This is a genomic window from Dawidia soli (assembly GCF_018598185.1).
In the GTDB taxonomy this organism is placed as follows: Bacteria; Bacteroidota; Bacteroidia; order Cytophagales; family Cyclobacteriaceae; genus Ohtaekwangia; species Ohtaekwangia soli.
The window spans coordinates 1-26050 of the sequence record NZ_JAHESC010000024.1 but is presented as its reverse complement, the minus strand read 5'-3'; the positions used below and the strand labels follow the sequence as shown (position 1 = coordinate 26050).

The window sequence follows — 26050 nt, the reverse complement described above, 5'->3', positions numbered from 1 at the left end:
TACATGAAGAAGTTACTGACCGTATTGTTTGTCCTGCTGCCCGCCTGCGCACTGCTGGCACAGGAAAACTATTTCTATATAAACCTCGACATCAACACCCCCCTGGCCAATACCGACTGGGTAAGCAAAACCAGCGGCCGCGGCGGCAAAGCCGGCTACCGGTTTATGATCGGCGAAAGCCGTTTCTCGGCAGGCATTGATTTCGGATGGGCGTACTTTGAAGAATATGCGCCGACCGAAACGTTTGACAACGGCAACGGCCACATTACCACCGACTACTTCAAAAAGCTCAATCAATACAGCTTTGCGGCCAGCGGCCAGTACAACTGGGAGCTGGGCGAGCAGGGTCTGTTCTTTCCATACGCCGGCATCGGCCTGGGCGCGCTGCACAACGAATATGTCATGGCCTACAATATCTACGAAGATGTTGACAAAGGCTGGGGCTTCCTGGCGCGGCCCGAGGCAGGGATCCTGGCGCGGTTTGGCAAACGGCGCTCGATGGGCGCGATGGCGGCGGTGCACTATGATTTTGCCACCAACAAAAGTGACGCGTACGGTTATTCCAGCTATTCGGCCGTGGGCTTTCAGATCGGCATCATGCTGATGAACCGCTAGGGCAGACAAGAACTTGCGTTTATTCGGCGTCCGTACTTTTAGGGGCGAAAAGTCGGTTTATCTTTGCACCCATGTCGCAACAGATACTGATCCTCGATTTCGGCTCCCAGTACACCCAGCTCATTGCCCGCCGCGTGCGCGAACTGAATGTCTACTGCGAAATCCATCCTTTTAATAAAATTCCTGCATTAACACCTGATATTAAGGGTGTTATCCTTTCCGGAAGCCCTTGCTCCGTGCGCGATGCCGGCAGCCCCGACGTTGATCTGAGCCTGTTTGAAGGCAAGGTGCCCGTGCTCGGCGTGTGCTACGGCGCCCAGTTGATCGCCCACAAAAGCGGCGGCAACGTGCTGCCGTCCACCATCCGCGAATACGGCCGCGCCAAGCTGTCCACTGTAGACCATCACAATTCGCTGCTGAAAGAAATCTCCCTCGACACCCAGGTGTGGATGTCGCACGGCGACACGATCGCCTCCGTACCCGACTCGTTCGAGATCGTGGCCAGCACACCTTCGGTGAAGGTGGCCGCCTACCGCGTAAAAGGCACCGACACCTACGGCATTCAATTCCACCCCGAAGTAACACACACGCTGCAAGGCAAAGAATTGCTGCGCAACTTTGTCGTACACATCTGCGGCTGCGCGCAGGATTGGACCTCCGACCAGTTTGTGGAGGCTACCGTGGCCGACCTGCAGAAAAAGCTCGGCGATGACAAGGTGGTCATGGCCCTGTCCGGTGGGGTTGATTCCACCGTCGCCGCCATCCTGATCCACAAAGCCATCGGAAAAAATCTCCACTGTATCTTCGTCGACAACGGCTTGCTGCGCAAGGGCGAGTTCGAGCAGGTGCTCGACTCGTACAAGCACATGGGCCTGAACATCAAAGGGGTTGACGCCAAAGAGAAATTTTATACCGCCCTGGCGGGGTTAACCGACCCCGAAGCAAAACGCAAAGCCATTGGCAAGACTTTTATAGATGTATTTGACGAAGAGTCGCACTTACTGACGGACGTGAAATGGCTGGGGCAGGGTACGATCTACCCCGACATCATCGAGTCGGTGTCGGTAAAGGGCCCCTCGGTCACCATCAAGTCGCACCACAACGTGGGCGGCCTGCCGGAGAAGATGAAGCTGAAGATCGTCGAGCCGTTGAATACGTTGTTCAAGGACGAAGTACGCCTGGTAGGCAAAACACTCGGCATCGACCCGAATATCCTGGGACGCCACCCGTTCCCCGGGCCGGGGCTGGGCATCCGCATCCTGGGCGACATCACGGCCGACAAGGTCCGCATCCTGCAGGAGGTGGACAGCATCTTTATCGGCGGCCTGCGCGAGCACGGTCTGTACGACAAGGTGTGGCAAGCCGGCGCCATGCTGCTGCCGGTGCAGTCGGTAGGCGTGATGGGCGATGAGCGTACCTACGAGCGTGTGGTGAGCCTGCGGGCGGTGACCAGCACCGACGGCATGACGGCCGACTGGGCGCACCTGCCGTACGAGTTCCTGGCCACCGTGTCGAGCGACATCATCAACAAGGTAAAAGGCGTGAACCGCGTGGTGTACGACATCAGCTCGAAGCCGCCGGCGACCATCGAGTGGGAGTAAGAACATAACAACCCGTATTCTAACGCATGAGAAAAAGAGCCTATAGTTTCTGTCTGGTCTTTTTGGTTTTAACGACATCGGTATACGCGCAGCTGGATTACAACAAACAGTTCTTCAATGCCAAGCAGCTTTTCCGCGAGGGGAAATACAACCTGGCCATGGAGAGCTTCAAGCCGCTGATACCGTACGACCAGCGTAACCGGTACGCTCAATATGCTTCCTTCTACTACGGCCTGTCGGCCTACAAGCAGGGCTTCCCGGCCGTGGCCAAAGACCAGTTCAACCAGCTCAAAACCCAACACGCCACGTGGGAGAAGATCGACGAGGTGAATTTCTGGCTTGCCAAAATATACTTCGACGGCAAGGACTACTTCCAGGGCATGAAGCTGCTGGCGCAGGTGAAAGACAAAAAAATGCAGCCCGACGTGGAGGCGCTTAAAACCAAAGCGCTGGCGGAAGTAAACGACGTCGAGACCCTGCGCATGATGCGCGAGGAGTATCCCAAAGACGAGACCGTGGGCAAGCTGTTGGCCGCCACGCTGGCCAAAGACCAGAGCGACCCCGAAAACCGCGCGCAGCTGGAAGCGCTGGTCGAGGCGCTGAACCTGAAGAAAACCGACTATATTCCCGAAGCACCCAAAAGCTTCAAGAAGGATATCTATACCGTGTCGGTGCTGATGCCTTTTATGGTGCAGACGCTCGAGCCATCGCCGGCGCGCAAGAAGAACCAGATCGTGCTCGACTTTTACGAAGGCATGAAGCAGGCGGTCGACACGCTGCAAAAACAAGGTGTGAAGATCAGCCTTCGCGCGTATGATACCGAACGCAGCACCGCCAAATTGCGCACCGTGCTGGCGTTGCCCGAGCTAAAGAGCTCCGACTTGCTGGTCGGCCCGTTCTTCCATGAAGAGAACCCGCCGTTGAAAGAGTTCTCGCAGCAGCAAAAGATCAACCTGTTCAACCCGCTGCTCAACAGCAGCGACCTGATCAGCGGCAACCCGTACGGCTTCTTGTTCCAGCCCTCGGAAGAAACCCTCGGCCAGAAGGCCGGTGCCTTTGTCGCCACCCACGCACGCAAGAAAAACTGCATGGTATACTACGGCACATCGCGCCGCGACTCGGTGCTCGCCGCCAACTTTGTTCAGCAGGCCCGTCAGGACGGCGTCAAGATTCTGTCGTCGCAGCGCATTGCGCGCGAAAGCATCACGAAGATACTCGCCACGCTGGCCACGCCGACGGAATACGACGAGTTTAAATACCCCAAGCAATTCACGCTGAAGAAAGACAGCCTGGGCGCCATCTTTGTCGCGACCGACGAAGCCCTGATCTATACCAAGGTGCTGAGCGGCGTGGAAACACGCGGCGACTCGGTGCTGGTGGTAGGGTCGGAGGCATGGCTGGACCAGCCCACCGTCGACCTTGAAAAATACAACACATTGCCCATCGTACTGGAGGCGCCGAACTACGCGCAGCCCGACGCGGTGCACTATCGTGCGTTCTTTCACAAGTATGTACACACCCACGGGCGCACGCCGTCGGCCTATGCGCGCATGGGCTATGAATTCATGCTGTTTACCGGGCTGCAGCTGCGCGACAACGGTGTATATTTTCAAGACGGCCTCAGCCGCCAGGCGTTTGTGCCGGGCAGCCTGACCACCGGCTATAATTACCAGTTCAGCCACGACAACCAGCTGGTGCCGTTCATCCGGTTCCGTCACGGCAAGGCAACGGTAGTAGATAAACGATAATCTTTGCAGCGATGCACGATATTTCCAGGAGCACATCCATTTTTGAACGCGCCAAACAAGTTATACCCGGCGGCGTGAACTCGCCTGTACGCGCCTTTCGCGCGGTAGGCGGCAACCCGCTCTTTATGCAACGGGCCAAGGGGCCTTTTCTGTACGACGAAGATGGCCACGAGTATGTAGACATGATCAACTCGTGGGGGCCGATGATCCTCGGCCATGCTCACCCCGTGGTGGAGGAGGCCGTAAAAGCGGCGCTGGCGTTCTCGCCTTCGTTCGGAGCACCGACCGCGCGCGAAGTGGAAATGGCCGAGCTGATCTGCTCGCTGGTGCCGTCGGTCGAGAAGGTTCGCATGGTGAACTCGGGCACCGAGGCGACCATGTCGGCCGTGCGTGTGGCCCGCGGATTCACCGGCCGCGACAAGATCGTTAAAATGGAAGGCTGCTACCACGGCCACGGCGATTCGTTCCTGATCGCGGCCGGCAGTGGTGCTTTGACATTCGGTACGCCCGATAGCCCCGGCGTTACCAAGGGCACGGCGCGCGACACGCTGCTCGCCCCCTTCAACGACCTGGAGGCCATCGAAGACATAGTAGAAGAGAACAAAGGCCAGGTGGCCGCGATCATATTAGAGCCGGTGGTCGGCAATATGGGGTGCGTGGCACCCCAGGCGGGCTACCTGCAGGGGCTGCGCTCGCTGTGCGACCGGCACAACATCGTGCTCATCTTTGATGAGGTCATGACAGGCTTCCGCCTGGCACCGGGCGGCGCGCAGGAGCTCTATGGCGTCACGCCGGATATGACGACCCTGGGGAAGATCATCGGTGGCGGCCTGCCGGTAGGCGCGTATGGCGGCCGTAAAGAAATTATGGACTTTGTATCGCCGGCCGGCCCGGTATACCAGGCAGGAACCCTGTCGGGCAACCCCCTGGCCATGGCCGCGGGCATGGCCATGCTGAAATACCTGCAGGCGCATCCGGAAGTGTATCAGCACATCGACCGGATGACCACCACGTTGGTGCAAGGCCTGGCGCAACAGGTAAAAGAGGCCGGTGTAAAGGCCACCATCAACCAGGTGGGGTCCATGTTTACACTTTTCTTTACCGACAAGCATGTGATCGACTTCGAAACGGCTAAGACGGTAGACACACAAAAGTTCGCCGCCTATTTCCAGGCGATGTTGCAACAAGGTATCTACCTGGCACCGTCGCAGTACGAAGCGATGTTCATTTCTGCAGCAATTGATGAAAAACTGATTTCCAGGATACTCGATGCCAGCCGCCACGCGTTGGCGACATTGGGATGAAAGCAGAAATATTGCTAACTTTTCGTTGATGAGGCATTCTCCTCTAACTGGAAATTTTAACCAACTTCATGAAAAACCGAGCCCTGAAGTACTCCGTCGGCTTTGCAGTCGCGGGGGTACTGATCACGTTGCTGATCGCCTACGTGGAGCGCGACACTATTAACACGTATCAACGCAACCTTCCCTACATCTCTCTCGGCGACAACCTCAAGAACCGTGTCACCAAGGCACACCTGTGGTTCGAAGAGTTGCTGGCCGGCGACGCGACGATTAACTATGAAAAGGACGTACACAAGGCCTTTGTCTCCTCGCGCGATATCTTACAAGGCGCCTACGATGGCCAGGAAACAGAGCTCGGCTCGTTTGAAAACCACGACGACGAAGACACAAAGGTCATATTAAAAGAAGGCATCATCATCCTGGAAAACCTCATGGCCGCGGCGCAAGAGCGGGTTAACCATAAGCCCCAGGCAGCGGCCCCGGTCCAGACCGACAGCACCGGCGCGATCATCGAAACACCCCCCGTGGCAGACACGCAGGGCGCCGCGCTCGATGAAAAATTCGACCGCGAGTACGAGTCCTTTCAGTCGAAAATGGACCAACTTATTACACATGTCAACAAAAATGTAAAATCTGACGCTTCCTACATCAACACCCTGGCCTGGATCTCCATTCCGCTGGTGGGTTTTGGCATCCTGGGCCTGTGCCTGCTGTTGTATAAACTGCAACGCGGTTCCGACGCGATGATGGACGAGAACGCGGTTCGCCTGGCCCAGCAACGCCAGTCAAAAGATGCCGTCACGACATTTATAGAAGCGATCTCATCGGGCAATTACAATGTGGAGCTGGAGCTGAACGATGGTGACAACCTCGGCACCACCATGGTGTCGATGCGCGACAAGCTGCGCCGCAATGCAGAAGAAGACCGTCGCCGCAACTGGTCGAACACCGGTATCGCCCAGGTAGGCGAGATCCTGCGGGCGACCAACGTGTCTACTACCGAGCTGTATGACAACATCATCAAGTTTGTTGTCAAGTATACCAAGAGCAACCAGGGTGGTCTGTTCGTGCTCAACGAAGAGAACGAACACGACAAGTACCTGGAGCTGGTAGCATGCTATGCGTTTGAGCGCAAAAAATACCTGCATAAAAAAGTCGGCATAGGCGAAGGTCTGGTGGGGCAAAGCTACCTGGAAGGACAGAAGATCTATTTGCTGGAAGTCCCCGAAGAATATGTGTCGATCACCTCGGGCCTGGGCGGTGCGAACCCGAATGCGCTGCTGCTAATGCCGCTCAAAGTGAACGAGCAGATCTATGGTGTGCTGGAGCTCGCCACATTTGGTAAATACGAAGAATTTGAGATCGGCCTGGTAGAAAAGCTGGCGGAGACCATCGCGTCGACGATCTCGACGGTACGCATCAACGAAAGCACGCGCGAGCTGCTGGAAAAGACGCAGCAACAAGCCGAGGAGATGCGCGCGCAGGAGGAAGAGATGCGCCAGAACATGGAAGAGCTCGAAGCCACCCAGGAGGAGATGCGCCGCAAGGAGAAGCACATCCAGAACATGCTGGACGGTGAAAAGCACCGGAACGAGATCAGCCAGAAGAACCGCCGTGCACAAATGGAGCTGACCAAGAACAGCGACGTGCAGTCGGGCAATTGGAATGCCGCCATCGAAAAGATCACCGCCACGATCGCCAACCAGATCCATGTATCACGCTGCGGCATCTGGGCGTTCAACAACACCCGTAACAAGCTTACATCCGAAAAACTTTATACCGCCTCAAACCGTGGCTTCTCCGTAGGAGCTGAGTGGTTGGCGAAAGATTACCCGGGCTTCTTCGAAGCCATTACCGGCGAAGAAGTGCTGGCCGTAAAAGACGCCGCCAGCCATGCCGCGACCCGCGAGCTGTACACAGGCTATCTGCGTCCGAACGGGATCGCGTCGGTGTTGAATGTACCCTTCTTTAATGAAGGTCGCATCGCCGGTATCATCAGCTGCGAGCAGCAAGGTGATGCGAAAGAGTGGACGGAAGAAGATATTGAGTTCCTGAAGTCGTGCTCCGACCTGGTGACCGTGGCCTACAATACCATGAAGATCAATACCATGGTGGAAGAGATGCAGGTTGCTCAGCAGACGCTGCAGGCCGTCATCGACAATATACCCCGCGCGGTATTCTGGAAAGACAAAGACCTGCGCTTCCAGGGCGCCAACCGCATCTTTGCGCAAGTGGCCGGCGTACGGTCGCCGCGTGAGCTGGTGGGCCTGACAGACTTTGACATGCCGTGGAAAGACCACGCCGAAGCTTATCGTAAAGACGATCTGGCCGTAATGGAAAGCCGCAAGTCGCGGCTTGACCAGGAAGAGCGTAATGTCAACAGCGCGGGCAACGAGTCGTGGGTATTGACCAGCAAGGTGGTCGTTACCAACCAGCACGGCGAGGTAACGGGCGTACTGGGCATGTTCGAAGACATTACCGACCGTAAGCATCGCGAAGCGGACACCCAGACGAAGCTCCAGGAGCTGGAAGCCTTGAAAAAGACGCTGGGGGCGAAGGGATAATTGATTTTTTACCCTAAACTCTTACCTCTGTAGCCTGAGCGGTATTCAGAGGACGGTACTTTTTGCCCGAGATTGACTATTTTTACTGAAAATACGCTAACCAACCCGGTTTATGAACTATCGCTTTTTACTAATCATGACTGCGTTTGCGGCCTGCACGGGCTCTCTTTTTGCGCAGGGTGAACGAAAGGATAAAACGGCCGTTACCTACGAAGAGCTGTACGACGAACCGTATTCCGTCAACAAGCTTTTTATCGGTATCCAACCCCTGTATGGAGAGCTGTTCGTAACCAACGTCAACGCAGGCTTTGGTATGGAGGCAGCCTACTATTATAAAGACAAGGCAGACTTCCGCGCCCACTTCCGCAAGACCTACAGCCAGCAGTTCTTCGACTTTTCACGCGACCTGGCCTATAAACAAAGCAGCATGGACAACCGCGCCGAGGTATACAACTACTTCGAGCTGGGCGGCACCTACCACGTAAAGGACTTTGAGCAGAGCTCGAAGACCAAGATGTTCTTGTACAAAAAGAGCTACCGTGGCGACAAATGGGCAGCCCGCGTGCCGCTGAGCGCCGACGTGCCGTGCAAGGTGCGCAAGATCTACGGCGTACGACTAGGGGCTATCATCTGGGACAGCTCGACCGACCTGGAGCGTGTGATCGAAAAACAAGGACTGACAAACGCCGACCTGAAGACCGCCGAAGGCGTGCCCCTGCCCGATACCGAATTTAACGACCGCGGCGAAGCCATACCCGTACACCCATTCACCAACATTTCGTCCATGGGCGCGTACATCGGGGGCTCGATGAGCTGGATCAAAAACGTAGCCGTAAACTTCGACAAGTTTGAAGAAGGTATCGACGACCTGATCTTTACCGCCTATGCCGACATCCTGCTGTCGCCGTCCATCAGCATCGACGACCTGGTATATACCAACAAAGGCCCCAACGGCGAGGCTGTCGGCCCGACCATGACCTACCTGGTGGATCCGATCAAGACCAAGATCTTCGGTTTCCGCATGGGGATCGACGGTCGTTTTAACCGTCAGTTCAGCTGGTCGTACGGCATCGAAACAGGCTATCGCCCCAGCATCGAGGGGCGCTCGTACTATGCCTTGCTGAAGATCAGCTTCCCCGTGTTCGGCACGAACCTGGACTACAAGGTAGAATCGTTCGGAAAATAAGCCCGGCCACACCATGGCCGCCATCCTCATTACCCATATCAAAGGCCTGGTACAGGTCCGCGAGCCCGGCGTAGCATCCGTAAAAGGTGCTGCCATGGACACGCTGCCGGTACTGACCAATGCCTGGCTCTGGCTGGCCGACGGCAAGATCGCCGGCATTGGCTCCATGGACCAGTTCCCCACCGTACCCGGCGCCGAGGTCATCGACGCCACCGGCCGGTTTGTGTTCCCCTCCTTTGTAGACTCGCACACGCACCTGGTGTTTGCCGCGAGCCGCGAAGAGGAGTTTGTGCTCAAGATCAAAGGTGCCACCTATGCCGACATCGCCGCAAAAGGCGGCGGGATCCTGAACTCCGCGCGCAAGCTTCAGCAAACCAGCGAAGACGAACTGGTAGCACGGGCCTTACCGCGCGCGTGGGAGATCATGCGCACCGGTACAGGCGCGGTGGAGATCAAGAGCGGCTATGGCCTTACCGTACACGATGAGCTGAAGATGCTGCGCGTCGCCCGCCGCATCGGGCAGGAAACGCCGCTTACCGTCAGGACCACCTTCCTGGGCGCACACGCCGTACCCGCCGGCATGACAAAAGACGATTACGTGCGGCAGGTCATCGAAGAAATGATCCCCGCGGTAGCCGAAGCACGGCTGGCCGACTATATCGATGTGTTCTGCGAGCAAGGATTTTTTACCCCCGCGGATACCCTGCGCATTTTTGAAGCCGGAAAAAAAGCAGGCATGAAACCGCGCGTACACGCCAACCAACTGCACCGCTCAGGCGGCGTACAGGCCGGCGTACAAGCCGGCGCGTTGAGCGTCGATCACCTGGAGAACATCGGTGACGAAGAGATCGCCGCGCTGCAGGGCAGCAACGTCATGCCTACAGCATTACCCGGTGCCGCCTTCTTTCTGAACCTCCCATTTCCGCCGGCGCGCCAGATCATCGCAGCAGGTTTGCCGCTGGCCATAGCATCCGACTACAATCCCGGCAGCGCCCCCAGCGGCAATATGCCGTTGATGCTGTCACTGGCCTGTATAAAAATGAAAATGACGCCAGAGGAGGCCATCAACGCCGCGACGATCAATACCGCCCATGCCCTGGAGCTCAGCGCCACCCACGGCAGCATCACCGTCGGCAAAGTAGCCAACGTCTTTATCACCCAGCCCATGCCGTCGTTGGCGTTTATGCCGTATGCTTTTGGTACGCCTCTGGTCGATACCGTGATTTTGAATGGTGAGTGCGTAGGAGGAGCGTAGATTAATAACGATGTTCGAGAGTTTGTTACGCCCTTACAGGGCTCAATGCACTTTGTTATGCGATGGACCCAGGGCCGAAGCGATAGCGTAGGCCTGGGTGAGGGCAAGAGGATTATGCAAGCCCTGAAAGGGCGCAACAATTTGGCCGCATATATAGCCTAGCTTTCGCGATGTTCGAATAGATAAAAATATCGAACCCAACAATATACACCTGCGATCGCATTAACCGCCGCGAGGAGAAACGGAGGCACGCGAAAGAGCGTCAGCACCACCGCCCCGATCACCCACGCAAAAGCAAAACCACCCAGCTGGTCCAGCCCACGATCGCGACGATGGAGTATACCCAAAAAGAATACAGTAGCAGCCAACAAATAGACTACACTTACCATCGCCTCGATCGCCGCGAGGTTCGCCGGAAAGTATGTGATAATAATACCGGTCTCCGGCAGCAACAGCGCGCAAAGCGTGATGACAGTATACACGATCCGTTGCGCGAACGGCAACGGCAGTTGCCGCACGATAGAAAAATGCACATGCTCGAACTGCAGCAGCTCCCAGATCAGCTGCAAATTAGCCGCGGCCACCACGGTGACTCCCATGATCAGCAAACGGCTGTCGTACGACTCGTCGGTATACAGAGAGGTAATACCGAGCAGCAGCAGGCATCCAAAGGCTTTCGTCCCGAACAGCAGCAGCGGTTGCCGGCGGACGATCCACTCTATAAAGAATAGGGGATAAGGCCGGACAAAGGTCTTGTCGAGCAAGCGCCGCAGACGGCCGGGCGTATGTTGCCGGGCGTGGAGGCGCCCCCGGTACAATAGCGCTACTGTCAGGAGCAATACAGTCGCCAACGCCAGCGGCACCGTGGCGAGCGACATCCAGGCCTTTTGCTGTATCGCGATCAACACCAGAAACATGCCGTAGCCGATCGCCGGCATAAGCTGCACCAGCACGGCACTCATCCACCCCAGCCACTGCGCACGCACCGGCAGCAGGCAGTAATGCTGCATAAACGTATTCTCGGCGCGCAGCAACAGTGTCTGGTTGAAGCGTAACACTTTAAAAGTATAGAGGGCCCAGACCGCGATCGGTGCCAGCATGCTCACCGGCATGCTGACAAAGAACGTGGCCAGCGCAACGTGCTCGGCGCCGCTCATAAAGCCCCCCGCCATGACGGCGATAAAAAGGAACAGCGTGGTGTTTGCCTGGTAGAACGGCAACACAAATACCCGCGCCAGAATATACTGCTCGGTCCTCATGCCGTCACCACGGTTTGATTCGCCACCTGGCACACGCCCCGCACGGGCAGCAGTGCAGGCTCCCACAGCTGGTGCGACGAAATGAGAAAGGTCACTCCTTGGTGCTCGACGGCCGTACGGATGCGGGCGAACAACATGCTCCGCGCCTGCTCGTCCAGGGTGATGAGAGGCTCGTCCAGCAAGATCACGCTCGGCGAGCCCAGGAAGGCCAGCGCCAGCGAAAGTTTTTTCATCATGCCGCTGGAGTAGGTCTCGCAGGGCGTCTCATAATAACTGCCCATGGCAAACGCCTCAACCAGCTCCTGCTGCTGGGCCTCAGAGGCCTGGCGGGCCTTGCCGACAAACCGCAGCAGGTCCTTGCCCGTCAGAAACCCCGGATACAGCGGCTCGGCTTCCGCGTAGTGCACCCGCCGGCGGTAGGCCACCGGGTGGGCGTGCAGGGACGTGCCATCGTCGAATTGTACGGTGCCCTGACAGGGCAGCAGGCCCGCCAGCGACTTAAAAAAGGTAGTTTTACCCGCGCCGTTCTCGCCTTTGACCCAATAGGCCCCGGACTGAAACTGCAATGTGGCAATAGACAACGCCAGGTGGTCTCCGTAGTGTTTCCTGAAATTTGACAGGCTCAACATATTTTGGGAAAAATTATTGTGAAAAACTTTCCGAAACCTCAAACTTTTTGAGCTTTTGGCGCGTCTAACATATGAATCGACACATAATCAACTCTGGTGTGATATTTGTCGTAAGAACAGTAGGACCAATTACAACATGTATTTGAAGAGAATTTTAACCGTCTGGATCATACTTCTGGCAGCCTCTTGCAAGGTTTTCGCCCAGGACGGCGACTCGCTTCGTGTACAATCCGAAACCCCCGACTTCTTTAAATCGATCCATTTGTTCCCCAACCCCGCGGTGGAATACATCAATGTAAAAGTGGATCATGCCAAGGCGACCGACATCCGCGTGACGCTGCATAATATCATTGGCAACGAAATGACCATCGAGACAGAGATCATCGACGAGCATACCCTGCGGGTGCGCGTGAAGGACTTCCCGGTCGGTTATTATCTCCTGGCCCTGCGCGACAAGAACTCACGCCATACGGGCACCTTCAAATTTGTCAAGCGATAGCGCCGATCAGCCGCCGTATGCTGGCACTGAAGTGTCGCACATCCTCCTCTTGCGTATCGAACGAACACATCAGACGTATCTCTGACGTCTTCTCATTCCATACATAAAAATAGATCTCTTCCTGTAAAGCCGGAATGATTGCCGGCGGCAGCGTAGCAAAGATACCGTTGGCCTGCACCGGCCGTGTGATCGTTACACCCGGTATGCTACGCAGCGCTTCCTCCAGCAGCCGCGCCATGGCATTGGCGTGTCCCGCGTTCCGTTTCCAAAGATCACCACTGAGCAACGCCTCGAACTGGGCGCCGATAAAACGCATCTTCGAGTGCAGCTGCATGCCTTGCTTGCGGATATACCTGAAGTGTTTAGCCAGCGCCGGGTTGAAGAACAATACAGCTTCGCCGAACATCAGCCCGTTCTTCGTGCCGCCGAACGACAGCACGTCCACACCGGCGTCTACGGTGAATTCCCGAAAGGACCTGTCAAGACTTACTGCCGCGTTCGACAGCCGGGAGCCGTCCATGTGCAGGTATAAATTGTGTTTGCGCGCGACGGCGGCAAGCGCTTTTACTTCTTCTACAGAATATACAGTACCGTACTCGGTAGACTGCGAAATGGAAATCACCCGCGCCTGGGGGTGATGCTGATCGTCCACCCGCTGAATGCGATGCTCGACATCGTGCGGGTAGATCTTGCCGTCGTCGGTAGGGATCGTTACCAGCTTACATCCCAGGAATTTCTCGGGCGCGGTAGACTCGTCCACATTGATGTGCGCCAGGTCGGAACAGATGATCGCTTCGAACGAATGCGTGATGGCGCTCAGGCCGATGACGTTGGCACCGGTGCCGTTGTAGGCAAAGAACACTTCGGTGTCGGGGGTGAAGTGCTGGCGGAAGAGGGCCGTGGCCCGGGCCGTGTATTCATCGGCGCCATAGCTCGGCGTGTGCCCCTGGTTGGCGCGCTGTAAGGCAGCAAAGATGTCGGGGTGCACGCCGGAGTAATTGTCGCTGGCAAAAGTTCGTTTCATACAGATCAGTTCTTGTCTCCACCAGCCCGGTGGTTGAGCTTGTCGAGAATATCGTCCATCAGGTCTACCTGGATCTGCTGGATCTCCAGCAGGCGTTGGTTTTGTTGTAAAATGAGGTGGTCTATTTTTTCGTGCAGCAGGCGGATCTCCAGCTCGGCCTTGAGGTTGATCTTATAGTCGTGCTCCGACCGCTGGCGGTCCTTTGCCTCCTGGCGGTTCTGACTCATCATGATGATCGGCGCCTGAATGGCGGCCAGGCAGGAGAGGATTAGGTTGAGCAGGATGAACGGGTACGGATCAAAGGGCCGGGTAAGCAGTATAAATATATTCGTACACATCCACAGCGCGATAAACAAAAAGAACAGGATGATGAACGTCCAACTGCCGCCGAACTCGGCGATCCGGTCGGCGATGCGATCGCCCAGCGACGCTTCCTTCTCCATCCGGGGCTCGATATTGGTCGAGAGCAACTCGTCCTGGTTGATGCTGTTGAGTACAGCCTGCTCGAGGTGCGACAGCTCGCCCACCTCATCTTTTAACATATTCTCGAGGTAGCGCTTGCGGTAATGCAGCAGCTCGTCCAGCGACACGTAGGCGTCGTCGGTAAAGGTGGGATGGTCTTGTTTGATCAGGGCGCGGATGCCGGGGCGTACATCGGTACCTTTGATTGCCTGCGAAGCGGGTATTTCGCGGTTTGAAAGATGGCAGTGTACCTTTTTCATGATGCGCAGAAAATTAAGGTTTAATCGGGTGGGTAAAAAACATTATTTTAGAAGGCATGTAACCCTTTTTGCGTATGGTCAATATTCTGGTTCCCACCGATCTGTCAGAGCTCTCAAAAGCCTCGGTACAATATGCCGTAAAGATCGCCAATAAATTGGGAGGCACGCTGACGCTGCTACACGTCATGAACATGGTGCCGCCCACGCGCACCGCCATGCGCCAGCGGCTGAAGGCCCTGGAAAAAGAACTGGTGCAAACGGCGCAGGAAGACCTGGAAACATTCGCCCACAGCTTGTCAAAGCAGGTAAAGTTTCCCGAACCCATCCGCTGCCGGGTAGCGGTGTCGGCATCGTCGTTTACCGACGCGGTGCGGAAAGAAGCACGCAAGCAACACACCGGGCTGATCGTGATGGGCACGCATGGCGCCAGCGGATTAAAGAAGGTCGTGCTGGGTAGCAACACTACCACGCTGATCAGCGCCAGCGCCGTGCCCGTACTGGCTGTGCCCGAGGGAGCCGCGTTCAAAGGCTTCCGGAATATGATCTATGCCACCGACATGCGCCACCTCGACAAAGAGCTGAAGATGCTGGTTTCCTACGTCGAGAAGTTTAATACCACCATCCACCTGGTGCACATCGCGTCGTCGGGACGCCAGGCCGTTGCGGCGGAAGAGAAGCTCGAAGAAGCGGCGGCGCGGTCGGAGTATAAAAAGATCGTAACGATCGTGCTGGTCGATACCAACCTGGACATCGCGCTGGATCAATATATTGAGAATTCAAAAGCCGACGTACTGGCCATGTTCACACACGGGCTGAGCTTTTACGAAAAGCTGTTCAACCGCAGCCTGACCCGGCGCATGGCCTTTCACGTCAAAATACCGCTGCTGGCCTTTAAGCAGTAGCAAATAAAAAGGGCTGCCGGCGGTGGAATTGCCAGCAGCCCAGGGCCTGGTGGAGGCACGGATACTTTTTAAAACTCGGCGTTGCCGGGGTAGCGTGGGTACGCAATCACGTCGCGGATGTTGGTCATGCCCGTTACGAACAGCATGAGGCGCTCAAAGCCGAGGCCAAAGCCGGCGTGGGGAGCCGAACCGAACCGGCGCAGGTCGAGGTACCACCACAGATCTTTCTCGGGCAGGTGCATCTCGTTGACGCGCTTCACCAGGCGCTCGTAACGCTCCTCGCGCTGTGAGCCACCGATGATCTCGCCAATGCCGGGGAAGAGCACGTCCATCGCCGCCACGGTCTTGCCGTCTTCGTTCTGGCGCATGTAAAATGCCTTGATGTCTTTCGGGTAGTTATAGAGAATGACCGGCTTCTTAAAGTGCTTCTCGACGAGGTAGCGCTCGTGCTCCGATTGCAGGTCTACGCCCCATTCTTCTACCAGGTATTGGAATTTCTTTTTCTTGTTCGGGTTCGAGTTCTTCAGGATGTCGATCGCCTCCGTGTATGACAGCCGTTGGAAGTCGTTGTCGGCCACGAAGCGCAAGCGGTCGAGCAAGCCCAGCTCGCTGCGTTGGTCCTGCGGTTTGGCGGCCTCTTCCTCCTGCGCGCGCTTGTGGAGGAACTCCAGGTCGTCCGCGCAGTGCTCCAGGGCATAACGCACCAGGTATTGCAGAAACTCCTGGGCCAGCTGCATGTTGTCCTGTAAGTCGTAAAACGCCATTTCGGGCTCGATCATCCAGAACTCCGCGAGGTGGCGCGTGGTGTTGGAGTTTTCGGCGCGGAACGTCGGACCGAAGGTATAAATATCGCCCAGGGCCAGCGCATATGTCTCGCCTTCGAGCTGACCGGATACGGTCAGGTTTGTCTCACGACCGAAAAAGTCTTCCTTAAAATTTACGTTGCCCTGCTCGTCGCGCGGCGGCTTGTTGGCGTCGAGGGTGGTGACGCGGAACATCGCGCCGGCACCTTCGGCGTCCGAGCCGGTGATGATTGGGGTATGGATATAAAAGAAGCCTCGTTCGTTAAAGAACTGGTGTACAGCAAACGCCATGGCGTGGCGCATGCGCATCACGGCACCAAAGGTATTGGTGCGCGAGCGCAGGTGGGCGATCTCGCGGAGGAACTCCAGGGAGTGCTTTTTAGGCTGCAGGGGGAATTTTTCCGCGTCGCTGTCGCCGAGTATCTCCAGGGCAGTGACCTTCAGCTCAACGCTTTGCCCCTTGGCCGGCGACGGGATCAGCTCGCCGGTAATAGAGAGGCAGGCGCCGGTGGTAATGCGCTTGAGCGTGGCGTCGTCGAGGGAATTCAGCGCGACCACGGCCTGCATATTGTTGATGGTCGACCCGTCGTTCAGGGCGATAAACTGGTTGTTACGGAAGGTCCGTACCCACCCTTGCACGAGTACTGTTTGCCCGGTGGGAGGCGTGGCGAGCAGCGCTTTGATCTTTGTTCTCTTCATAAAACTATCAGAAGTGTGTAAACCGCGGACAGGCCCGGGGGAGACGTTCAATAGGTTCTCCCGATAACGTGTAACGGCACACAATGGCCGCAAAAAACGACAAAAACTTGCAGTTTTGAAAGCTATCACCCCCGAATGTCGATAGGGTATACTCCGCAGCCGATGAGTCCTTCGGGGGCCGATCGCTTTCATGGTTGCCGCATTTTTTTAAATTTGCATGGTATTTGATCAGACGGTCAAAAAACATCCATCGATGCAGAAACTTGGACTAAATCAGTCATTACAACAAAAGCTGTCGCCGCAGCAAATACAGTTCATTAAACTGCTGCAGGTGCCTACGGCCGAGTTGGAGACGCGCATCGAAGAGGAGCTGGAGATCAACCCCGCCCTGGAAGAAGGCGAAGACAACGAGCCCGAACGGGCCGAAGAGGCCGACAACAATCAAGAAGAAGATTATTCAGACACCGCCGGCAGCGCCGAGGAGGACGTCGATATAAAAGACTACCTGCGCGACGACGACTACAGCGGGTATAAAATGCAGGGAGACGGCGATGACGACGAAGACCGCGATATGCCCCTGCCCATGTCTACCTCGTTGCACGAGCAGCTCATGGACCAGCTCGATTTCCTGGGCCTGACCGGAAACGAGTACCTGATCGGTAAACAGCTGGTCGGGAGCATTGAAAGCGACGGCTACATCCGCCGCGACCTGGAAGCAATCGCCAATGACCTGGCGTTTTCACAAGCCGTGGAAACGACCGTGGAAGAGGTCGAGAGCGTTCTCAAGAAGATCCAGACCTTCGACCCGCCCGGCATCGCGGCGCGCAACCTGCAGGAATGCCTGTTGCTACAGCTCGACCGCATGGACAACGGGCACGATATAGACGTGGCCGTGGCCAAGAAGATCATTGAAGAGTGTTACGAGGAGTTTACCAAGAAACACTACCAGAAGATCCAGCGCAAGCTGGATACCGAAGACGAAGAGTTTGTGCGCGACGCGATCGACCTGATCGTCAAGCTCAACCCCAAGCCGGGCGGCAGCAGCGCGCCCTCGATGGTGAAGAACCAGTTTATCATCCCCGACTTTATTCTGACCAATACCAACGGCAAGCTGGAGCTGGCGCTGAACTCGCGCAACGCCCCCGAGCTGCGCATCAGCCGGTCGTACACCGATATGTTCAAAGCCTACGACAAGAGCGACAAGAAAGACAAGAAGCTCAAGGAGGCCGTATCGTTTGTCAAGCAAAAGCTCGACGCCGCCAAGTGGTTTATCGACGCCATCAAGCAACGCCAGCAAACCCTGCTGCGCACCATGCGGGCGATCGTAGACTTTCAATATGACTTTTTCCTGGAAGGCGACGAGACCAAGCTCAAGCCGATGATCCTCAAAGACATCGCCAGCATGATCAACATGGACATCTCGACCGTGTCGCGCGTGGCCAGCAGCAAGGCGGTGCAGACCGACTTCGGGATCTTCCCGCTGAAATACTTCTTCTCGGAAGGCATCGCTACCGACTCCGGCGAGGAGGTGAGCAGCCGCGAGGTGAAGCAGATCATCAAAGACATTATTGAAAGCGAGGATAAGGACAAACCTTATTCCGATGATAAACTCGAAAAGATCCTCAATGACAAAGGTTATAACATCGCGCGTCGCACGGTTGCTAAATATCGCGAACAGCTCAATATTCCGGTGGCCCGTCTGCGGAAAGAGCTGTAACGCCACCGTTGTGCGGATAACCTTTCATTTTCCCATATAACCCTTTTTCTTCCAGTGAATACGGCTGCACGTGTAGTATCGTTCCTGTTCCATCCGTTGCTGATGGCCACTTATTTATTCGGGCTTTTTGCCTGGATGCTGCCGCTGGCGTTGTCGCCGCTGCGCGAAGAAGGGCATGGCAGATTTATCCTGATCATCTTTAGTATTACGTTCGCCATGCCGGCGCTGGCCATGGGCATCTTCCGGTCGATGGGTACCATCAATAGTGTGATGATGCACTCCCGCCGCGAGCGCGTGATACCGTTCCTGTTTACGACCGCGCTGTATGGCACACTGACCTATATGTTTTATACCCGCACGGGAGTACGTTTCGACGACAACCTGTTCCGGTTCATGCTCATCATCGATGCGCTGGTCGTGATCGGTACCCTGCTGACATTGTTTTGGAAAGTAAGCATGCACAGCCTGGCGGCCTGGGGCTTTACGGGCATCGTGCTGGCATTGAACCGGCTGACGGAAGACGGTTCGCTGCTATATCCCCTGATCTTTTCCCTGGTCGTTACCGGGCTGGTCATGTCGGCACGGATGCAACTGCAGGCGCACTCCCTGCGCGAAGTAACGGCCGGCGCCATTGCAGGATTACTGACCGGCTTTGCTGGTATGGTGATTTTGTTTTAGGTATCTTCGGCGTATACCAACGCCAACCCTGTATGGATTTTAAGACCTTGCGCTATGCCGTTGAGAACGGCGTGGCCACCATTACGTTGAACCGCCCCGACGTATACAACGCCCTGAACGACGAGATCACCTACGAGCTGCAAGACGCCCTGAAGGCCGTGGCAAAAGATGCCGCCGCCCGCGTGGTCGTACTGACCGGCGCCGGCAAAGCGTTTTGCTCGGGGCAGGACCTGAAGGCATCGGCGGCCACGCCGAACCGCTCCTTTCAGGAATCATTACACAAACGCTATAACCCCATCATCCGGGCGATGCGTCAATTACCCAAGCCCATCGTCTGCCGGTTGAACGGCGTCGCCGCCGGCGCAGGATGCTCGCTGGCATTGGCGTGTGACGTGGTCGTGGCCGCAGAAGAAGCCGTGCTCACGGAAGTGTTTATCAATATCGGCCTGGTGCCCGACTCGGGCTCGTCGTATTTTCTGCCGCGGCTGGTCGGCATGGCCAAAGCGTTTGAGCTGTGCACGCTCGGCTCGAAAGTAAAGGCAACCGATGCCGCCGCCTGGGGACTGATCAACCGCGCCGTGCCGGCAGACCAACTCGATGCCGCTGTAAAAACCTATACCGACTACTATGCCACGGCCCCGACAAAGGCCATCGGCCTGATCAAAAAAATGCTGCAGCGATCGGCAACGGCCACGCTGGACGACATGTTGGAGTACGAAGCCTACTGCCAGGAGATCGCCGGCGGCACCGCCGATCACAAAGAAGGTGTACAGGCATTCCTCGAGAAACGCAAACCCGCATTCACCGGCAAATAGCGCAGGTATCGCCGGCGATGTCACGGTTTACCCCAAGCAGTAATTCCACCCAGCCGTGAAAGGGCGTAACACAACAGCCCAGGCCGGAGCGCCGCGAAGGCCTGGGTTAATAGTATGGTATATCTCGCCCTTTCAGGGCTGCATCTCAATATCGGATAACAACAAAAAGTCCACGGCGCAAGCATGACTCACACCGTGGACCAGTATAGCAACGTAATATGCTTACTTCAGCAGGAACTGCGCCGTCACCTGCGCCTGGATCGTAATCTTGCGGAAGGCAGTAGGCTCTTGCGCATCGCCGCCGTCATAAGCTTGCACACGCATCCGGAGATTAGCAACCTCGGCCATCGGGAACGGGTTGTTCTCAAACTCGCGTATCATGAGCGGCGCACCAATGCTCGCGCCGATCGATTTTGCCAGTGCATCGGCTTTGTCGCGGGCAGCCTGTAAGGCTTTCACCTTCAGGTCAAGGCGCATCTTTTCCAGCTCCGAGTGGCTCACCTTCGTAACAGCAATGTCGTTTACCTTCACAGCACCGAGTTTTTCAACCAGCGTCGTCAGCTCGGTGCCGCTGGTGAGTTTTAACTGGTACACTTTCTCGCGGAAGGAGTCTTTGTCCTTGCGGCCCAGCTTGCCCAGGTCTGCACCCACGGTGGCCAGCTCCAGGCGTTTCTTATCAATGCCGGCATTTTTAAGAGCGTCGAGAAAATCTTTGTCGAGCTTTTCGAGCGCTACCTTGGCGCGGTTTTCTTCAAATTCAAGAAGGCTGATGCGAACATAAATTTCGTTGGGTTCGATCTCCTGCTGGGCGTTGCCGGAAACTTCAATGAAATGCTCACCCTTGAAAACTTCCTGTTGAGCAAAGGCAACCGAGCTGAACAGAACAAGGGCTGCAAACAAAATGCGTGACTTCATAGTCGTAATAATTAGTTTATGTAAGTGTTGAATGAAATATTCATGCCAGAAATTTCAACGGCATAGACACCGTTCGCGGCAAAAAGGTGGGAACGCAGGTTGTTTAATATCCCACAAAAAGTTTTACTTTAGCGAAGTATCATTTGCGAATGGATTTAAAAGAGACAGAATTAAAGGCGTTAGTGTCGCTGCTGGACGACGAGGATACCCAGATCGTATCGCACGTGGAGGAGAAGATACGTTCGCTTGGCACCAGCATCATACCTTTTCTCGAGCAGGAGTGGGAGAGCAACTTCAGCCCGCAGGTACAGCGGCGCATTGAAGAGCTGATCCACACGTTGCAGTACGAGCTGCTGAAAGAGCGGATCAAGGAATGGTACAACAGCCCCGAACAAGACTTGCTTACCGGCATGTGGCTGGTAGCCACCTATCAATACCCCGACCTGGAGCTGATCAAGCTGAGACAGGAGCTGGAGCAGCTTTACTATGAAACATGGCTCGAGTTCAAACCCGATCTATATCCGTTCGACCAGGTAAAAGTGGTGAACAGCGTGCTGTTCAATAAGATCAAGTTCGGTGCAAACACAAAAAACTTTCACTCACCGGGCAACTCGCTGATCAACGTTGTGTTGGAAACACGCAAGGGCAATCCCATCACCCTGTGTGTGATCTACCTGCTGGTGGCGCAGAAGCTAAAGCTGCCCGTATACGGCGTCAACCTGCCCAACCTCTTTGTGCTGACCTACAAAGACGAGCGCCATACACAATTCTATATCAATGCCTTTAACAAGGGCCTGATCTTTTCGCGGCAGGACATCGAGAATTACATCAGCGAGCTGCACCTCACGCCGCAGACGTCGTTCTTCGAACCGTGTCCCAACCTGGAGATCATCCGCCGGGTGTTCCGTAACCTGATCATGTCGTTTGACAAGATGGGCGAGCACGCCAAAGCCGAAGAAGTGAAAGAGCTGCTGCTCCTCATTGCCGACGGCAGCGACCTGGGTGTCTGAGTCGCCGGAACGTCTTCTCTTAAAATTCGAAATTAGGATTCTGCCACCCCATGGGGATGTCGGCTTCGTAGGTACGGCCGGTAGTGCGAATGCGCATTTCCAAACGGCCTTCAATGCGGAAGCCCAGCGATTGGTAGAGGGCAATTGCCTTCTCGTTGCTTTCGCGCGTGACGAGCTCCACCCGGCCAATATCCGGGCGGTTGCGTCCGATCTCCTCGAGGAAGATCGTGAAGAGCGTCCGGCCGATCTTGCGGCCCTGGAATTGGGGGTGCACGACGAGCGTGAGCTCCGACAAGACATGCTCAAATACGTGGACGCCGGGTTTATAGGCGTGAATAGAACCCACCAATACCTCGGGGTCTTCGGGGTGTATGGCCACCAGGGCCAGGCCGGTGGCAAAGCTCCGGGTAAGAAAGTTTTGGATATAGTCTTCGGTGATCTCGCTTTCCAGGCGAGCGATGCCGCCTTCATGGCGGGCTACCTCTTTGTAGAGAACCTTCAGCCGGTTCAAATCATCTATTTCTGCCGTGCGGATATGCATGTCGTTTGTACCTGTTTGCCTGCGGGCGAAGATGGCAAATTTGGACTAATCCAGTACGACGTACATAAACTTCTTTTGGCTTACCGGCAGCACATCCTGATCAGATCCCGGGGCGTAAAAAAGCCTTCCTGGTAAGGATGGGCAGGTCGTGCCCGTACCGGCGGCCGGATGGCGGGTGCATGTGCATGTTCGCAGACCGTTACGGCACGCCTAACGGTGACCAGGCGGCGATAGCCGGCACAAGGGCCGGACATGCCGCTGTTCACAATGGCCATGCGAGCCTACCAGGCATACCGCTGGTCTGCGTACCTTTTTCTTTTGAAGAGTCGCTTTTGAATCCGTTCTTCCTGCGTCAGCTTGGCCAGATTATCCTGTGCCACCAAAAAATGCAGCAGGTAAGAGTTACGGATCGGTGCCAGATTGATCTTGTTTTCCATAGCTATCCAGTTTCCGTTCATAAGACAACCGTCGTGCCAAACACCCCTACGGGCCTGGACATTTCGATTGCATGGCGAACCCTTGCTTCCGCACCATTGTACCGGTGGGCGCGTACAAGCCTGCCGGCAAAGGCGGGATTGCGGGTCGCCATTTCTGAATACGAAACAAGTACCGAAAGTGTTCCGGACGGCAATAAAAAAGGATGTCTCCGGCCGAAGCAGTGATGTATGGTTTGGCATAAAAAAAGCTCCCGGAAGGGTGTTCCGGGAGCCTGGACGGTCAATAAAGACCGAAATCTTAGATATTGGGTTGAGGCGTCGTCCGCAGGTAGGGTTTGATGCGCGTATGCCCCTTGGGGAACTTTGCTTCAATGTCTTCATCTTTCACGGCCGCCGTAATGATCACGTCATCGCCGTGCTTCCAGTTGGCCGGCGTGGCGACGCTATAGCCAGCCGTTAGCTGGAGGCTGTCTACAACACGCAGGATCTCGTCGAAGTTACGGCCGGTAGACGCCGGGTACGTCAGCATCAGCTTGATCTTTTTGTCGGGACCGATCACAAATACAGAGCGTACGGTGAACTTGTCGACGTTGGGGTGCACCATGCCGTACAGGTTGGCCGTCTTAAATTCGGGGTCGGCAATGAGCGGGTAGTTTACCGTGGTATGCTGCGTTTCGTTGATGTCGTGGATCCACTTTTTGTGCGAATCCAGCGGGTCAGCGCTGATAGCCAACACTTTAACGTTGCGTTTAGCGAACTCGCCAGTCAACTTGGCCATGGCGCCAAGCTCTGTGGTGCAGACCGGCGTGAAGTCTGCCGGGTGAGAGAACAGGATGCCCCAGCTGTTGCCGAGCCATTCGTGGAAGTTGATGGTACCTTCGGTGGTCTCGGCTGTGAAGTCCGGAGCCACGTCGCCTAATCGGAGTGACATAAATGTTATTTTTAGTGAAACAATGGGTTTTCGTTCGAGGGCTTAAAGTTAATTTTAATCCCTATTAAACAAATAGATTTATACCAAACGTTTTTTCTTGGCTTTCAGTTTCGCTTCTTTTTTGGCCAGGGAATCCAATGTCTCTGATTTCAGCATTTCAACCGTGGCATTCCGGATCTGTTTAAAAGCATCGTGGATGCTGCAGGTCTCCTCGTCTTCACATTCGGCGCACGGTTCATAAAACTTATGGGTGGCACACGACACCAGCGCGATGGCCCCGTCGAAAAGGCGTACGATCTCGGCCAGGTCTACCGTCGCAGGGTCTTGTCGCAGAAAATATCCACCGCCTTTACCCTGTTTGCTGCCCAACACCCCGGCGCGCTTCAGGTCGAGCAGGATCGCCTCGAGGAATTTCTTCGGGATGTTGCACGCATCGGAGATATCTTTGATGAGAAACTTCGCTTCAGGCTCTTTCGCCATGTGCACCAGGGCGTGGATGGCGTATTTACATTTTTTGGATAGCATACCTGCGACAATTTAATGAATTAGGAATTTTGTAGTTGTCTTCGAACATTTAATTTTGAGACCCGCACTGAACTTTGCCGAGGTAGCTCAGGGGTAGAGCAGCTGATTCGTAATCAGCAGGTCGTGGGTTCAAATCCCATTCTCGGCTCTCTGACAGGAAGACGATCGCACGCCGGTCGTCTTTTTTATTTATCGGCTCACCGGCAGCGTACGGGCAAAAGTTATTCAAGAGGATACAATAAGCAGGGGGTGTAGGCTGCTCATTCTACAAATCTAATCAACTATAACAACACTATTATTGTGGGGTTTAAACGCTGTACATAACGCATTATAGGGCACAGCCGACGAGTCGTATACTACTCGCTATTATTATGGACAATCCAAAGAGTTTTATATAAAACGACGATGGCTTTCGAAGCGATGTTAGTCCTTGATCACTCTTTTGAGGCTGACCTTTCCCCGGCACTCGTCTATGTTTGTCGTGATCGGTCCGTATCCCATAAATTCCCCTCTAAGCGCGTCGCCTGTCGGAGCGAAATGAAGGATGATGACACCCGCTTGGTGACTGCTCTCTTTTGAGTTTTCATAGGTAAGGGTTAGCAAGAAATCGTAATGGTAGTTGCCGGTGACTTTCATTTCTTGAAGCGAATGTGGATACTCACCCTGATCGTCGTATAATACTTCCAATGTCCCTTTTAGCTTTCCACGTCGCTGTGTTTTAAGGACAAGTTTGCAGGCAGCGGTACACATTACCCCTTTTATAACTTGCTGAACGCTGCCTTGAAATACATTGTTCAATTTTCGGAACCGGTTCCGACGCTCAGTCCATGTTAATTTTTCCTCTAGCTTTTTAACGAAATACAATACAACACCCGTGAGAACAGCACCAGCAATTCCAATTATTATTTTGCTCCAATCCAACTTGATATGATTTTAAATATGAATATACATATGGATTAACGACAACCGAAAATTCTCCGGAATATAATTGTCCGGGGCAGGAGTGGGTAAATATGTTATTTGATAATCGTTCTGATCGATAGGAGATTAGAACGATCTGCTGATTGAAGGCTGCAGACAATGAAGCGCTACATCGTCAATCGGGTAGAGCGGCGGGGACGTAATTGCTACGTTCGATGGTAATGAAGTTGTTATCGGCTCAAGCGGTCACCGTTGTCGCGAACGGAAGGCGAAGATCTTGAAGCGATTGTTGAAGCACTAGGATCGTATAGACGCATTTACGATACATCGTAGATGAACTATCATATAGTGTGTAATTTTAACGGTGTAAAGGCCTGAATTTGGCCCTGTGACGGAAGAAAAAGTATTACGACAGTTTGCTGAAAGTGTAGCCCGCGTGTTCGTCGGGCTGCGAAAAGAAAAAGGATACACAAGCTATGAGAGCTTTGCATTCGATCATGAATTTCCACGGGCTCAGTACTGGCGCGTAGAGACCGGACGGCATAACCTCACCCTGCGAACGTTGACCAAATTATTGATCATCCACAACCTTACGTTGGAAGAATTCCTGCAACGGGTGATCGTCGAGTCCCGCACGTTCAACCGCAAGGACGCCTGAATGAGTGCCGCCGTCCGACACCGAGCCGGAGCGATCTGAAATTTGTGACGGTATCGCTAGGCGGCTGGAGGGCAGGATCGTAGCCTTGGAAG

General features: G+C 55.1%; 25 protein-coding genes and 1 tRNA gene. 15 read left to right on the top strand and 11 right to left on the bottom strand.

Annotation, left to right across the window (positions count from 1 at the left end):
- Positions 1-3: 3 nt before the first annotated feature.
- From KK078_RS16800 to hutI, 7 genes are all read left to right on the top strand, one after another.
- A complete protein-coding gene (locus tag KK078_RS16800) occupies positions 4-615 on the top strand; it encodes an outer membrane beta-barrel protein (RefSeq protein WP_254091459.1) in 612 nt (203 codons plus the stop codon).
- 71 nt (positions 616-686) lie between these two features.
- Positions 687-2216: a glutamine-hydrolyzing GMP synthase gene (gene guaA, locus KK078_RS16795; protein WP_254091458.1), complete on the top strand. Its 1530-nt coding sequence runs from the start codon at positions 687-689 to the stop codon at positions 2214-2216.
- A gap of 26 nt (positions 2217-2242) precedes the next feature.
- On the top strand, positions 2243-3964 hold the full coding sequence (locus KK078_RS16790; RefSeq protein WP_254091457.1) for a type 1 periplasmic-binding domain-containing protein: 1722 nt from the start codon (positions 2243-2245) through the stop codon (positions 3962-3964).
- An 11-nt stretch (positions 3965-3975) separates the two neighbouring features.
- Positions 3976-5268, top strand: a complete 1293-nt coding sequence (gene hemL / locus KK078_RS16785; protein ID WP_254091456.1) for a glutamate-1-semialdehyde 2,1-aminomutase — start codon at positions 3976-3978, stop codon at positions 5266-5268.
- Positions 5269-5336: 68 nt separating this feature from the next.
- A complete protein-coding gene (locus tag KK078_RS16780; RefSeq protein ID WP_254091455.1) occupies positions 5337-7832 on the top strand; it encodes a GAF domain-containing protein in 2496 nt (831 codons plus the stop codon).
- A gap of 112 nt (positions 7833-7944) precedes the next feature.
- Positions 7945-9018: a hypothetical protein gene (locus KK078_RS16775; RefSeq protein ID WP_254091454.1), complete on the top strand. Its 1074-nt coding sequence runs from the start codon at positions 7945-7947 to the stop codon at positions 9016-9018.
- Positions 9019-9031: 13 nt separating this feature from the next.
- Entirely contained in the window at positions 9032-10273 is a 1242-nt protein-coding gene (gene hutI / locus KK078_RS16770) for an imidazolonepropionase (RefSeq protein WP_254091453.1), read from the top strand.
- Between the two features lie 158 nt (positions 10274-10431).
- Here hutI and KK078_RS16765 read toward each other — a convergent pair whose 3' ends face one another.
- Together KK078_RS16765 and KK078_RS16760 are read right to left on the bottom strand one after the other, a co-directional pair.
- Positions 10432-11532 (bottom strand): hypothetical protein, encoded by a 1101-nt coding sequence (locus KK078_RS16765; protein ID WP_254091452.1) that lies wholly within the window; start codon positions 11530-11532, stop codon positions 10432-10434.
- Positions 11529-12161: an ABC transporter ATP-binding protein gene (locus tag KK078_RS16760; protein WP_254091451.1), complete on the bottom strand. Its 633-nt coding sequence runs from the start codon at positions 12159-12161 to the stop codon at positions 11529-11531. The genes KK078_RS16765 and KK078_RS16760 overlap by 4 nt, the downstream gene beginning before the upstream one ends.
- A gap of 142 nt (positions 12162-12303) precedes the next feature.
- Here KK078_RS16760 and KK078_RS16755 point away from each other — a divergent pair, with 142 nt between their 5' ends.
- Positions 12304-12660: a T9SS type A sorting domain-containing protein gene (locus KK078_RS16755; RefSeq protein ID WP_254091450.1), complete on the top strand. Its 357-nt coding sequence runs from the start codon at positions 12304-12306 to the stop codon at positions 12658-12660.
- Here KK078_RS16755 and KK078_RS16750 read toward each other — a convergent pair.
- A complete protein-coding gene (locus KK078_RS16750) occupies positions 12650-13684 on the bottom strand; it encodes a threonine aldolase family protein (protein ID WP_254091449.1) in 1035 nt (344 codons plus the stop codon). The genes KK078_RS16755 and KK078_RS16750 overlap by 11 nt on opposite strands.
- A gap of 5 nt (positions 13685-13689) precedes the next feature.
- Entirely contained in the window at positions 13690-14406 is a 717-nt protein-coding gene (locus tag KK078_RS16745; protein ID WP_254091448.1) for a DUF1003 domain-containing protein, read from the bottom strand.
- Positions 14407-14480: 74 nt separating this feature from the next.
- Here KK078_RS16745 and KK078_RS16740 point away from each other — a divergent pair, with 74 nt between their 5' ends.
- Positions 14481-15308 carry a universal stress protein gene (locus tag KK078_RS16740; protein WP_254091447.1) on the top strand — a complete coding sequence of 276 codons (828 nt, stop codon included), beginning with the start codon at positions 14481-14483 and terminating at the stop codon, positions 15306-15308.
- 68 nt (positions 15309-15376) lie between these two features.
- On the opposite strand, the gene asnS is transcribed toward KK078_RS16740, so the two are convergent.
- Positions 15377-16810 (bottom strand): asparagine--tRNA ligase, encoded by a 1434-nt coding sequence (gene asnS / locus KK078_RS16735; RefSeq protein ID WP_254091446.1) that lies wholly within the window; start codon positions 16808-16810, stop codon positions 15377-15379.
- A 253-nt stretch (positions 16811-17063) separates the two neighbouring features.
- Here asnS and rpoN point away from each other — a divergent pair, with 253 nt between their 5' ends.
- From rpoN to KK078_RS16720, 3 genes are read left to right on the top strand one after another with little or no spacing between them, the layout of a single operon-like run.
- Positions 17064-18527 (top strand): RNA polymerase factor sigma-54, encoded by a 1464-nt coding sequence (gene rpoN, locus KK078_RS16730; protein ID WP_254091445.1) that lies wholly within the window; start codon positions 17064-17066, stop codon positions 18525-18527.
- Positions 18528-18581: 54 nt separating this feature from the next.
- The gene (locus KK078_RS16725) at positions 18582-19205 is read left to right on the top strand and encodes a hypothetical protein (RefSeq protein ID WP_254091444.1); all 624 of its coding nucleotides are present in this window, start codon (positions 18582-18584) and stop codon (positions 19203-19205) included.
- 32 nt (positions 19206-19237) lie between these two features.
- A complete protein-coding gene (locus KK078_RS16720) occupies positions 19238-20020 on the top strand; it encodes an enoyl-CoA hydratase-related protein (RefSeq protein WP_254091443.1) in 783 nt (260 codons plus the stop codon).
- Positions 20021-20242: 222 nt separating this feature from the next.
- Here the strand turns inward: KK078_RS16720 and KK078_RS16715 are convergent, their stop codons facing one another.
- Positions 20243-20935 (bottom strand): SIMPL domain-containing protein, encoded by a 693-nt coding sequence (locus tag KK078_RS16715; protein WP_254091442.1) that lies wholly within the window; start codon positions 20933-20935, stop codon positions 20243-20245.
- A gap of 149 nt (positions 20936-21084) precedes the next feature.
- On the opposite strand from KK078_RS16715, the gene KK078_RS16710 reads away from it, so the two are divergent.
- Positions 21085-21945 carry a transglutaminase-like domain-containing protein gene (locus KK078_RS16710; protein ID WP_254091441.1) on the top strand — a complete coding sequence of 287 codons (861 nt, stop codon included), beginning with the start codon at positions 21085-21087 and terminating at the stop codon, positions 21943-21945.
- A gap of 19 nt (positions 21946-21964) precedes the next feature.
- Here KK078_RS16710 and KK078_RS16705 read toward each other — a convergent pair whose 3' ends face one another.
- From KK078_RS16705 to KK078_RS16690, 4 genes are all read right to left on the bottom strand, one after another.
- Positions 21965-22486, bottom strand: a complete 522-nt coding sequence (locus KK078_RS16705; protein WP_254091440.1) for a GNAT family N-acetyltransferase — start codon at positions 22484-22486, stop codon at positions 21965-21967.
- Between the two features lie 281 nt (positions 22487-22767).
- On the bottom strand, positions 22768-22923 hold the full coding sequence (locus KK078_RS16700; RefSeq protein ID WP_254091439.1) for a hypothetical protein: 156 nt from the start codon (positions 22921-22923) through the stop codon (positions 22768-22770).
- A 298-nt stretch (positions 22924-23221) separates the two neighbouring features.
- A complete protein-coding gene (locus KK078_RS16695; RefSeq protein ID WP_254091438.1) occupies positions 23222-23854 on the bottom strand; it encodes a peroxiredoxin in 633 nt (210 codons plus the stop codon).
- A 78-nt stretch (positions 23855-23932) separates the two neighbouring features.
- The gene (locus KK078_RS16690) at positions 23933-24379 is read right to left on the bottom strand and encodes an RrF2 family transcriptional regulator (protein ID WP_254086195.1); all 447 of its coding nucleotides are present in this window, start codon (positions 24377-24379) and stop codon (positions 23933-23935) included.
- A gap of 76 nt (positions 24380-24455) precedes the next feature.
- On the opposite strand from KK078_RS16690, the gene KK078_RS16685 reads away from it, so the two are divergent.
- A tRNA-Thr gene (locus tag KK078_RS16685) sits at positions 24456-24527 on the top strand.
- 275 nt (positions 24528-24802) lie between these two features.
- Here the strand turns inward: KK078_RS16685 and KK078_RS16680 are convergent.
- Positions 24803-25300, bottom strand: a complete 498-nt coding sequence (locus KK078_RS16680; protein ID WP_254091437.1) for a hypothetical protein — start codon at positions 25298-25300, stop codon at positions 24803-24805.
- Between the two features lie 388 nt (positions 25301-25688).
- Between KK078_RS16680 and KK078_RS16675 the strand changes: the two genes are divergently transcribed.
- Positions 25689-25958, top strand: coding sequence for an XRE family transcriptional regulator (locus tag KK078_RS16675; protein ID WP_254091436.1), 270 nt, complete (start codon positions 25689-25691; stop codon positions 25956-25958).
- The last annotated feature ends 92 nt before the right edge of the window (positions 25959-26050 follow it).